The 12080-nt window shown below is 41.8% G+C and carries 8 protein-coding genes; 4 read left to right on the top strand and 4 right to left on the bottom strand.

All coding sequences use genetic code 11. The annotated features are described in order from the left end of the window. Positions 1 to 2 precede the first annotated feature (2 nt). Complete coding sequence (locus tag ACEQ81_RS09950; protein ID WP_411030733.1) at positions 3 to 821, top strand: DUF3179 domain-containing (seleno)protein; 819 nt, start codon at positions 3 to 5, stop codon at positions 819 to 821. 20 nt (positions 822 to 841) lie between these two features. On the opposite strand, the gene ACEQ81_RS09945 is transcribed toward ACEQ81_RS09950, so the two are convergent. Next, positions 842 to 1855, bottom strand: coding sequence for a helix-turn-helix domain-containing protein (locus tag ACEQ81_RS09945; RefSeq protein WP_411030732.1), 1014 nt, complete (start codon positions 1853 to 1855; stop codon positions 842 to 844). A 274-nt stretch (positions 1856 to 2129) separates the two neighbouring features. Between ACEQ81_RS09945 and ACEQ81_RS09940 the strand changes: the two genes are divergently transcribed. Further along, positions 2130 to 5132 carry a ThuA domain-containing protein gene (locus ACEQ81_RS09940; protein ID WP_411030731.1) on the top strand — a complete coding sequence of 1001 codons (3003 nt, stop codon included), beginning with the start codon at positions 2130 to 2132 and terminating at the stop codon, positions 5130 to 5132. Between the two features lie 93 nt (positions 5133 to 5225). Here ACEQ81_RS09940 and ACEQ81_RS09935 read toward each other — a convergent pair whose 3' ends face one another. Both ACEQ81_RS09935 and ACEQ81_RS09930 read right to left on the bottom strand, forming a co-directional pair. Beyond that, complete coding sequence (locus tag ACEQ81_RS09935; protein WP_411031042.1) at positions 5226 to 6755, bottom strand: FAD-dependent oxidoreductase; 1530 nt, start codon at positions 6753 to 6755, stop codon at positions 5226 to 5228. Further along, positions 6748 to 7002 carry a hypothetical protein gene (locus tag ACEQ81_RS09930; RefSeq protein ID WP_411030730.1) on the bottom strand — a complete coding sequence of 85 codons (255 nt, stop codon included), beginning with the start codon at positions 7000 to 7002 and terminating at the stop codon, positions 6748 to 6750. Before ACEQ81_RS09930 ends, ACEQ81_RS09935 begins: the two co-directional genes overlap by 8 nt. Before the next feature lie 137 nt (positions 7003 to 7139). Here ACEQ81_RS09930 and ACEQ81_RS09925 point away from each other — a divergent pair, with 137 nt between their 5' ends. Then, the gene (locus ACEQ81_RS09925) at positions 7140 to 10883 is read left to right on the top strand and encodes a tetratricopeptide repeat protein (RefSeq protein WP_411030729.1); all 3744 of its coding nucleotides are present in this window, start codon (positions 7140 to 7142) and stop codon (positions 10881 to 10883) included. A 43-nt stretch (positions 10884 to 10926) separates the two neighbouring features. On the opposite strand, the gene ACEQ81_RS09920 is transcribed toward ACEQ81_RS09925, so the two are convergent. Beyond that, positions 10927 to 11091 carry a hypothetical protein gene (locus tag ACEQ81_RS09920; protein WP_411030728.1) on the bottom strand — a complete coding sequence of 55 codons (165 nt, stop codon included), beginning with the start codon at positions 11089 to 11091 and terminating at the stop codon, positions 10927 to 10929. 94 nt (positions 11092 to 11185) lie between these two features. Here ACEQ81_RS09920 and ACEQ81_RS09915 point away from each other — a divergent pair, with 94 nt between their 5' ends. Continuing rightward, positions 11186 to 12079: a LamG-like jellyroll fold domain-containing protein gene (locus tag ACEQ81_RS09915; RefSeq protein ID WP_411030727.1), complete on the top strand. Its 894-nt coding sequence runs from the start codon at positions 11186 to 11188 to the stop codon at positions 12077 to 12079. Position 12080: the final 1 nt, after the last annotated feature.

The following is a 12080-nucleotide window of genomic DNA, read 5'->3' as shown; positions in this document are numbered from 1 at the left end:
TTATGAAAACACCCTTTTTTTTATTGGCAATAGTAGTATTCCTTGGATGCAAACAGCAAAAAAGTGAAAACGTGCAAGCAGAAGCGCCCAAGGTTAAGAAGGAAATTGTAAAAAAGAAACGTCCGGTTGCACTTGAAAATGGCAAATTCTTTGAAAGTGATGGTAAAAAAATGCTTTATGGAGGAGAAAATAAAAATCAACATTTTGATATCAGCGGATATTCGCTTAAGGATGAACAGTTTCATTATGGCATTGGTAGGGAGAAATTCCCAGCGTTATTAAAACCGGAATTCACCTCCGTTAGGGAAGCGGATAAAATATGGGCAGATAGCACTCGTTTTTTATTGGCTTATTCCGGGAAGGACATTAAAGCCTACTCTGTAGAAGATCTTACACATCACGAAATTGTAAATGATGTATTGAACGGACAGCCAATTATGGCCGTTTATTGCATACTGGCCGATTTAGGTGCCATTTATGAACGTAATTATGGCGACATTGAGTTAACATTTGCCCTAAGTGGGTATACCTACTATGATGAGGATGTATGGAATGGCTTGGATGGTTTTGTGTTTTGGGATAGAGAAACGGAAAGCCTATGGTGGCCACTAATTGGAAAGGCGGTATCTGGACCTCTTAAAGATGTTAAACTACTAGAAATGGATAAAAGTAAATGGGAAGATGTGAATTGGAAATACATCAAAGACCACTATCCCAATGCATTAGTGCTAAAATCCGGTCAAGATTTTGAAAGACCCACGGAGTGGAAAAAAATTGAGGATGTTACTTTTATAAAAGAGAATTACATCGCCAAAAAATAGTGAGCGCTACTGCGAATACCCTAATTTAAGTTTTTTTTTCTATACTGATTTGGGGTACATTTTTCGTGTTTTTTAAATACCGAGGAAAAATATTGACCTGTAGTAAAACCACATTGGTAGGCTACCTCCGTTATGGTGAAATCCCCGCTTTCCAACAGTATTTTTTTGGACATTTCCACGCGCCTCATCATCAAATAGCGCATAGGTGTTAGGTTTGTAAGCTGCTTGCAGTGATAAGTAAATCTGGTCACCCCTACCCCTGCCGAATGCGACATTAAGTCTATGTTCCAATTTTCCGCAAGGCTGTTTTCCAGCTCTTTTAAAAAGAAGTTTACACTTCTAGAACTTTCTGTAAGGGACTCGTTCAATACAATATCGTCTGTATTCAACAAATCGAGTATCAATATCAGCAAATAATTGATAAGTACCCTTATTTTTGATGTATTGCTGCCCAATTTATCCTGATCCAGGGCCTTACCAATGTTGATGAAACAATTCCGGACCTCTTTGTTGGTTTTTAAAATAGACTTTTCGTTTTGTCTTAATATGGTGGTCAATCTACGCAAATCGTTGGGTGTTAATGTAATCCAATCTGGCCATGTCCAGGCTTGGTGGGGCCTACGCACCCCCAAATCTATTATTACCCAATAAAATTTACCCATGCCAACATAAGGGTTACCAACCTTATGTACTTCCCAAGGCCTTGTAATGGTTAAATAATCTGGCTTTAAGATTTCTTCCCTGTTTTCCTGGGAATACGGCATGGTACCCGATTCTAAAAAATGGAACTCAATGCCTTCATTTCTGTGCCAATCCAATCCCCAATCTTGCGGTTCGTGCGCATCCCAGTAACCAATACTGTTTAGCCCTAAGGTATTATCGTCTAACCTATCTCCCGGATAGGTATGCCTAGACAACATTTTAGCTTTGATCTTCTTGCGATTTGCAGCATCTACCAAAGGCAAACATTTATCGGCGTGATATACTATTCCGCCCGCTCTGTATGGTTGAATTTCTTGTATGCTCTGTTTCATTGAAATTATTTGTTGAAATGGAAGTGAAAAGTAACTAATTTTATATCTTCCATCAAACCTAATGCAATATTGCCCTTTTACCTTCAAAATATGGGGTATGATAATTTGGATTTCAAGTTAAGGAATAGCTACCATAGCATACTTTATCAATACCAGTTTTGTATAAAATATTTCACTGGTCAATTGTAAACAGATAGAAAGGTATAAATGCATAATTTTAGCTATAAAACATATCCCACTTTAAACAATAACAATTAGAAAATTGATCTTTAGAATGAATTCAATAAAATTTGTTGCGGCGCTCTTGGCATTCACCGTATTAATTTCCTGTGGTAAAAACGAAAAAGAAGTATTGGTACTGAGCAAAACTGCTGGGTTTAGGCATGGATCTATCGAGGCCGGGTTGATGGCCCTTAAAAATTTGGGTATCAAAAACGGCTTTAAGGTAGTTGCTACCGAAGATGTGGCCTATATGGTAGAGGATTCCTTGAAGAATTATGATGCCGTGGTCTTCTTAAATACTACAGGGGATATCCTGGACGCTGTACAACAGGCCGATTTTGAGCGCTATATACAAGCGGGTGGTGGTTTTGTTGGTGTACATGCGGCTACGGATACCGAGTTCGATTGGCCATGGTTCAACAAATTGGTGGGGGCCTATTTCGAAGACCATCCCAAAATACAAACTGCTACCCTAAATGTAGTTAATGGAGACCATGTTACCACAAAAATGCTAGACAGTGTTTGGGTAAAGGAAGATGAGTGGTATAATTTTAAAAGCATAAATAATGATATCAACGTACTGATAGAAATTGATGAAAGCTCCTATGAAGGAGGTAAAAATGGGGAGCTCCACCCTATTTCTTGGTATCATGAGTATGATGGTGGCAGGTCTTTTTATACCGCTATGGGGCACACAGAGGAGACCTATGCCGATACAACATTTCTAGGCCATCTGGAGGCCGGAATCAATTATGCGATGGGCAACGGTCCGCGCAATTATAAAAGGGCAAAAACAGATAGGGTACCTCCCGAAAACAGATTCGTTAAAAAAGTATTGGATTTTAATCTGGACGAACCCATGGAATTGGCCGAATTGCCTGGTAGGGGAATCTTGTTCATAGAAAGACGGGGGAGACTCAAATTATATGATTTCTCAACTTCTACCACTAAGGAAATTTCCAAATTGGATTTGTTTTATGGGAATGAGGATGGATTATTGGGACTAGCGGTTGATCCCAACTATGAAAAGAACCACTGGATATATCTTTTCTATTCCGCTCCAGGAGATGTAGCAGAACAATATATATCCAGGTTTACACTTAAGGACGATACTCTGGATTTAAATTCGGAGAAGATCCTTGTTAAAATTCCTTTGATACGAGAATGTTGCCATAGTGGTGGTGCTTTGGAGTTTGGTCCGGACGGCAACTTGTTCATTGCAACCGGTGACAATACCAACCCCTTTGAGTCGCAGGGCTTCGCCCCTATTGATGAACGTGAAGGAAGGGCGTTATGGGATGCCCAGAAATCTGCGGCCAACACCAATGATCTAAGAGGTAAAATATTACGGATAAAACCTAAGGACGATGGTACCTACTCCATACCCGAAGGGAATCTATTTGCAGCTGGCACTCCTAATACCAGACCTGAAATATATATTATGGGATGCCGCAATCCCTTTAGATTTTCCATTGATTATAAAACGGGTTATGTCTATTGGGGCGATGTAGGCCCCGATGCCGGTACAGGCGATCCCAATCGTGGACCTAAAGGCATGGGAGAGTTCGATCAGGCGAGAAAGGCCGGATTCTGGGGATGGCCCTACCTCCGTGGCAATAACCAACAATACAACGATTATGATTTTGTAACCCAAAAATCAGGACCAAAATTTATTCCAGATCAAATAATCAATGATTCACCCAATAACACTGGTATTAAAAAGCTCCCGCCAGCACAAGAATCGCTTATTTGGTATTCCTACGACCGTTCCGAAGAATTTCCCTGGTTGGGAGAGGGAGGCGTTAACCCAATGGGTGGGCCGGTTTTCCATTCTTCTGAATTTCCCGATGCCGGTGAGAACATATTTCCCCAATATTTCGAAAACAAACTTTTTGTATATGAATGGATGCGCGATTGGATCTATGTAGTGACTTTGGATGAAGATCAAAACTATGTAAAAGCAGATCCCTTTATGCCCAATACCGAATTTTCGCATCCCATGGATATGATATTTGGCTCGGATGGCAACTTGTATACTTTGGAATACGGACAAAAATGGAATTCCAGAAATTTGGATGCCCGCTTGAGCAAAATTTCCTATATAGCCGGAAACCGCAACCCCGTTGCTAGAATAACGGTGGATAAAGAAATTGGGGCCGTTCCGCTTACTGTGGAATTTTCCGGAGCAGCATCTGAAGATTATGATGGGGATCCCTTAAAATACGAGTGGTCGCTGGCGAACAGTTCCGAAGTGGTATCCAGAACCTTGGATATGACCCATACGTTCACGGAAGCCGGTACCTACACGGTACAATTAAAGGTTATGGACCAATTTGGGAACACGGCGGTGACCGATACTAAAATATTGGCAGGTAATAACGCCCCACAACTTCGGATAGAAATACAGCCCAAGGACACCCTGTATACTGATAATAAAAAGGTGGCCTATACGGTTAGGGTTACCGATACGGAAGACGGTGATTCTGAAAACGGATCCATTGCCCATGATCGGGTAAAAGTTACCTTTAGCTATATCCCCGAAGGTGAAGACCTTATAAAAGCTACTATAGGACACCAACAAAATGTGGTTCCAGAAGGAAAAAAGATCATGGACGAAACCGATTGTAGGGCGTGCCATGCAATTAACGAACAAGTAAATGGTCCCAGTTATCTGGAGATTGCCGAAAGGTATACCACAGAGGACAAAGATTATCTGATTGATAGGGTCATTAAAGGAGGCTCAGGGGTATGGGGAGAATCATTGATGTCTGCCCACCCGCAATTGGAAATAGCGGAAATAGGACAAATAATAGATTACATCCTAGCAATGAACCCAGATAAACAGTTGAAGGAAGATTTATTACCGCTATCCGGAACCCTTACGTTTAAAGACCATCTTAAAGACAATAGCGCGGGTAAATATGTATTAATGGCTTCTTTTTTGGACAAGGGAAACCAAAAAGTTCCAAATTCTTCGGTATCTGCTAGCGCGCAAATTATATTTACGGCTAAAACAGTTGAAACAGAAGATACTGCTAAAGCAAGTGACGATTAGACAATTGGACTACGGGTGATGCAGATCTATATTGCTTTTCCCATTTTAATGAGACTATTGAGAAATTGGTTAAGTTGATAAATGACTTTTAAGTTATAAATGTTGTTTTAGATGTTTGCTTAGTCGTAACGTTAATGCAATTAGTGACAAGGTAGGGTTGGCAGATCCTGCGGTGGTAAAACAAGAGGATCCCGCTATATGCAAGTTGTTTATGCCATGTACGGTACAATTGGCATCCACAACTCCTTTTTTAGGGTCGTTGTGCATGCGGGTGGTCCCCATATGATGCCACCCCCCACCAAGGGTATCGGGCCATTGCAGCGAGGTATCAAACACCCAATCCGGAGCATGTAGCCTACCAATACCGGACCGTATCAATTCTTTGCCCAAAACGGTATACATACCTTTTATGGAATTTCGCTCTAATGATGTCAGTTGCCAATTGAGTACAGGTTCGGGAATACCGAGTCTATCTTTTTTACTATCCAAGGTAATCCTAGAATTGGGGTTGGGGGATTGTTCCATCCGTATCTGCATCTGATAGGTACGGTATTTTCTCGTATCAACATCGCTCGGAGGCCTTGCCAGCACTTTTTTTTCGGATTTCATCCAGAAATCATAACTCTTTTTTCCTTCTCTGGGTAAGGTGTTGATCCATGCCCAGTCCCCTGAAAGTTCTTTTGGGGATAGCGCCGCAGTTACATTCAATAGACCGTGCGCCCGCTGCGCTTCTTCCGCTATGGCCAATTCGCTGTACATTTTGATCTTTAAATAATCGAAAAAATACAATTTCATAGATTGTGGCTTTTTTAGAAAGATTTGTCCGGCCTTGACTTCGGGGTGCTCCATAAAGTAACGCCCTACCAGATCGTTATGATTACCTATACCCTGCTTATGCTGTTTGTTATTCGCCAACAGCATACGTGCATTCTGAATGGCCCCCATGGCCAGCACATAGTGATCCGCATTTACGGTGAGTGTATTACCGTTTAGACTTTTGGCCCGCACTTTTTTTACTTGCTGCCCCGCCTCGTTTAATACGATGTCGGTAAGGTTCGCATGTGTATAGACGGTAACGGAGGTCGACTCCACAAGGGCCTTTCTGTACTTTTCCCCAAATCGCGTAGGCGGCGAAAATTTGAACAATTTGGAGTAGAACACGGATGGGTCCAAATCTAGCGGCACATAATTTTCTTTGTCGGCGATATAGGTATCAAGATTCCAGGTTTCATCATCAATTTCCACCATTTTACTGGCTGCCGGTAAAAAGGAAGCGAATTCTTTATAGCTTATGGGCCATCCCGAATGGGGCACATACGGTCTTGTTTCAAAATCGATGGGATCCAAAGGGGTGCAGTAACCGCCCCAATGCATGGTAGTTCCACCGAAAAATCGAAGTCGGGTCGCAGGTAGGGCATAGTAACGTTGCCCTATGTTGGTACCGTTGTTCAGCGCCTGTGTTTCTACATCAAATTCAAAACCTCCGGCTTCCAACAGGATCACTTTTTTTCCGGCCTTGAGCCAATCTATGGCCATGCTGATGCCCGCAGCCCCTGCCCCAACAATACACAAGTCGCAGGTTACGGTATTCTGATCGGGTAAGGTGGCGAGATCCCTATGCACTTTCAAGATATATTTTTTTACATACTTCCGCTTCGGCAAGGGTCAATATCCAACCATTGATGAGTACGGTATCGTTATCAAGGGATAAAAATAAATTTTGATGATAGGACCGTCCTACGGCCATAACTTCGGTTTGGGAAAGGAACCAACCGACATCCGTATCATTCTCCTTGCTGACACATCCTAAAACCGGCAAATAAACCAAAGACAAGGTGCAAACCCCCATAAACGCCCTACGTGTTATCATATTCCCAATATAAGTATAATTATCAAAAATCCGTTACCACCCCATCTCCAATTTCATTACCTTTTTTCAAGAAAAATCTATTAAGGATTCCCATCAAACCTTCAAATTTTGTACATTGAAAACTAAACTACCCACCAGTGACAAACGATTTGATAAGCAAAGGCATTAGCAGTTTTAATGCGGGGAATTACGATGAGGCCATCACGTACTTCTCCCAAGCTGCTGCCCAAGACCCCTCCAACCCGGCATGTTTTAGCAATCTTGGTTCTTGCTACCACATGAAAAAGGCATATCCCGAGGCAGTTAGTAATTTTCAAAAAGCTCTTGAGCTAAATCCAAATTACGTCTCCGCGCTTAAATCCTTGGGCAATTTATATTTTGAAACCCATAAGGACGATGAGGCCTTGGAGTGTTACCAAAAAAGTATTGCTTTAGAGCCAAGCGATGGGGATACGTATCATTATATGGGTGTTATACATACTAAAAAACAGATTTACACCAAGTGCGTGGAGTATTATGAAAAAGCAGCACTGCTATCTCCCAAACCAGAAACATACAATGAGTTGGCAAATGCGTATTTTAAATTATTCGAGTTTGGCAAGGCGGCCGAATATTTTGCAAAGGCCGCGGAACTGAATCCGGCAGAACCCCTTTATCATAGTAACTTAAAGACTACCAAAGAGTCTCAAGATAATTTTGCCTTGAACCCCGCCAAACTACGATCGCTTCAATATAATGAAAAAGGGAATTCGTACCACCGGAACAAAGAGTATGATCAGGCCATTTTCTACTATCAAAAAGCTACGCAAGAAAACCCCAAGGATCCGGTTTTTTTTAGAAATTTAGCTGGGAGCCATGTAGCCAATGGCAATGACAATGATGCCGTGGAGGCCTATTCATTTGCCTTGGGAATAGATACCAACAATGCCAATACCTTCAACGACCTTGGTTGTTGCTATACAAGGCTAAACATCTTCGATAAAGCGGTGGTGGTCTTTGAAAGGGCCATGACCATTGATCCTACCAATACCTTCTATAAACAAAATCTTGACTACGCTAAAGCGCAGAACCAACTTAGCCCGGAACAAATAGGCGCGCATAAGGAAGCCAATGATTTAAACCAGAAAGGGACCGACTTTTTTAGTCAATCCAAATATCAGGAAGCATTGGAATACTATCAAAGGGCCGTTGCATTGAACCCCACTGATGCCATTATTACTTTTAACCTGGGCAATGCGCTTTTTAACCTTGGACGCCATGAAGAGTGTATACCCAAAATAAAACGGGCACTGGAGTTGGATCCTACCAATACCTCGGCACTAAATTTATTGGGCAACGCCTATACCCAGATCAAACATTACAAAGAAGCCATTGATGCTTTTGAACAAGCTTTGGCCCTAAAAGAAGATGCGGAGACCCGTAACAACTTGGGCAGTTGCTATTATGCAAATCATCAGTACGCTTTGGCCGCAGAGTTTTTTCAAAAGGCCAGTGATTTGGATCCCAACAATGAAATCTATAAAACCAACGTTCAAATAGCCTTGGCGAATGCGAAGGTATATCAAGGCATGTCCGCCGAAGTGGTCCAAGAAGCTATGGCACTTAACCAGCAGGCAATGAACGCCTATAACCAACAAGACTACAGTACGGCCATTACCTTTTTTAATAAATACCTGGAAAAGCTACCCAACGATCCAAAGGGCAATTATAACCTTGCTACTGCTTATCATGCACAAAGGGCCTACGACGCATCCATAGAATATTATCAAAAAGCTCTGGAGCTAGATCCAAAATATGTGGATGCCGCAAATGCACTGGGCAATTCGTACAGGGACAAAGGAGATTTTAAACATGCCTTGTCCGCTTATGAAAAAGCGTTGAAAATGAATGCTTCCCATTTTGCGGCAAACAAGGATCTGGCGTTTTTATATTTTAAGCAGGAAGATTACAAGAAAGCCATTGGTCATTACCTAAAAGCGTTGGAGTTGGTTCCAGAGGAAGAGGAAGTCCACAATCAACTCGGTTTCTGCTATTTCAAATTATACGGTTTTACAAAAGCGGTCTCCCACTTTCAAAAAGCTGTGGACCTAAACCCCAACAATCAGACCTTTACCGGCAACCTATCCGCCGCCCAAGCAGAAAAAGAAAAACATGGGGATGAACTAGATATGTCCGACAAACCTTCCCTAGATGAGGTGATGAAAGAGGTAAACGCCATGATTGGTCTAGCCAATATTAAAAATGATATTGAAACCCTTACCAAATACACAAAAATTGAAAAACTAAGACGCGAAAAAGGCCTTACCAAGAACCCCATAAGCATGCATACGGTATTCTTAGGCCCCCCAGGGACAGGTAAAACTACCGTAGCTCGGTTGTTAGGGAAAATTTATCATGCCCTAGGGATATTATCTAGCGGGCACGTAGTAGAAGTAGACCGTTCGCAATTGGTGGCCTCATTTGTTGGTCAAACCGCACCAAAGACCAATGAACTGATAGATCAGGCCATTGGCGGAATACTTTTTATAGATGAGGCGTATACCTTAAGTAAATCGGATGGTAGTGATTACGGAGCGGAAGCCATAGATACTCTTTTGAAACGTATGGAGGACGATCGTGATAAGTTAATGGTCATCGTAGCTGGATATCCAGAACCCATGCAAAACTTTTTGGAAGCCAATCCTGGGCTGCGCTCGCGATTCAATCGTTATTTTAACTTTCACGATTACAATCCCAATGAACTGCTTGAAATATTTAAGTTGTTCTGTAACAACAATTCCATGAACGTACATGGCGATGCCGAACAAAAATTGTTTCGGTATTACAAATATCTATACGAAACCAAGGACGATACCTTCGGCAATGCCAGAACGGTTAGGAACTCTTTTGAGCGTATTTTACAGGCCCAGTCCATTAGACTGTCCGATTATGGGCACATCCCGGATGATGTGCTTTCTAGTCTCACCCTAAAAGATGTTGATAACGCCCTGGCCGACGTTTTTCAAGAAGCTAGTGAGGAATCTTTGGAAGACGTACTTGCCGATTTGGAAAAGCTTATTGGACTCGATAACATAAAAAAAGAAATAAATGTGCTCATCAATTTCATCAAGGTAGAGAAAATGAGGTCCCAACAAGGGATGTCATCTACCAAATTGTCCTTGCACTTAGTATTTCAGGGCCCTCCGGGTACGGGTAAGACTACCGTGGCCCGCTTGCTGGGAAGAATTTTCAGGGCTATGGGCATCATAGGCAAAGGACATGTCATTGAAGTTGACCGATCTCACCTTATAGGGCAGTATGTTGGGCAGACTGCACCGAAAACCAATGAAGTAATAGATTCTGCACTAAACGGCGTACTTTTTATAGATGAGGCCTATACCTTAAACTCCTCGGGTGGAGGTAACGATTTTGGTAGTGAGGCCATTGCCACCCTCTTAAAAAGAATGGAGGATGATAGAGATCGGCTCATAGTAGTGGTAGCAGGTTATAAGCAAGATATGGACAAATTTATAAAATCCAACTCGGGCCTTCAATCCCGTTTTAACCGTTATATGGATTTTGGCGATTATTCTCCCACCGAATTAATGCAAATATTCCAGCTATTTTGCTCCAACAACAACTATCAAATTAGCGAGGCCGGAATTCCGACATTATCCTCATTTTTTGAGCAAATCTATCTAAACCGGGATAAACATTTTGGCAATGGGAGAACGGTAAGAAACGTATTTGAAAAGGTTGTGGAGTCCCAGGCAAATCGTATTTCTACCCTGACGGATATCAGCAATGAATCGCTTATCCGCATAGAACAAGAAGATATATTAAATGCATTGACCCATTTTCCCGTTATCCAAAAAGAGGACAGAAAAGGTATCGGTTTTTAGCACTACGCTATAACAAATTGCCAGAGCGTAGTGCTTTATACAATCAATCCAACAAAGTGGTAATGGCATCCAAAACCAATTGCGGTTCTTCTACCTGAATGTAATGACCACTATTTTCTGTGGTGATATGGGTGAAATTGGTAACATCCGCTCCAAGCGTGGTTGGGAGAATATTTTTTAAAGACTTTAGATCGCTGCTGCCATACATCACCTGGAGATTCCTAAAATGGTCTTAAAATTTCATGACCATTTAAAAAACAAACTTATAATTAGTACCTTCTACTGCTCTAAAACAAATAATCATGTCTAAGCCAAACGTAATATCCTTTATCTTGCTCGTATGTGCAATTACCATAATCTCTTGCAAAGAGAAAACCCCTAAAAAGGAAGTGGTTGAAACACCTACAGTAAATACCGATTTAAAAGAAGCGCTAACGTTCTATGCTTCTTTTGATAAGGGAATAGATGCCGATTTTGCTCTTGGCGATGCCCATATGTATACCGTGTCTGATAGAAAGGTCCTCGATTCTGCGCAGGTTGGCCTGCATAAACCCGATATTAGCCGACAAGAAGGAAAAGGTAAATACGGGCATGCGCTACAGTTTACGGAACGTAGTGAAGGATACATTTACTATCCGAGTGAAAAAAACATAGCCTATGGTACCACCAATTGGAACGGTGCCATTTCTTTTTGGTTAAGCCTAGATCCTGCTACCGATCTAGAACCCGGATATTGCGACCCAATTCAGATTACCGATGTTAGCTATAACGATGCGTCTATTTGGGTAGATTTTACACAGGAAAACCCCAGAGATTTTAGATTGGGCGTTATCGGGGACCGAGATATCTGGAATCCCGAAGGGCTAGAGGATGAAAACGATCTTATTCTTCCGCAATTGGCGCCCGTAAGCGAACCTCCATTCGCAAAAGGGGAATGGACACATATCCTTATTAACTTTTCAGGATTGAATACCGAGAACGGCGAAGCTTCCCTTTATATGAACGGGGAACTGAAAGGGGTTAGGTCTAATATCACCGATCCTCTTACATGGCAATTGGATCAATCTAATATCTATTTGGGATTAAGTTACATCGGACTTATGGATGACCTTTCTATCTATAATAGAAGTCTTGGCGAAGAAGAGATCAAAGCACTTGCGGCCTTGGAAAATGGGGTGCAATCCATTTTGGAATAAG

This window comes from Spongiimicrobium sp. 3-5 (assembly GCF_046557915.1).
Classification (GTDB): Bacteria; Bacteroidota; Bacteroidia; order Flavobacteriales; family Flavobacteriaceae; genus JBHEBG01.
The sequence above is the reverse complement of the archived record's forward strand: the minus strand, read 5'-3'. Positions and strand labels throughout refer to the sequence as shown.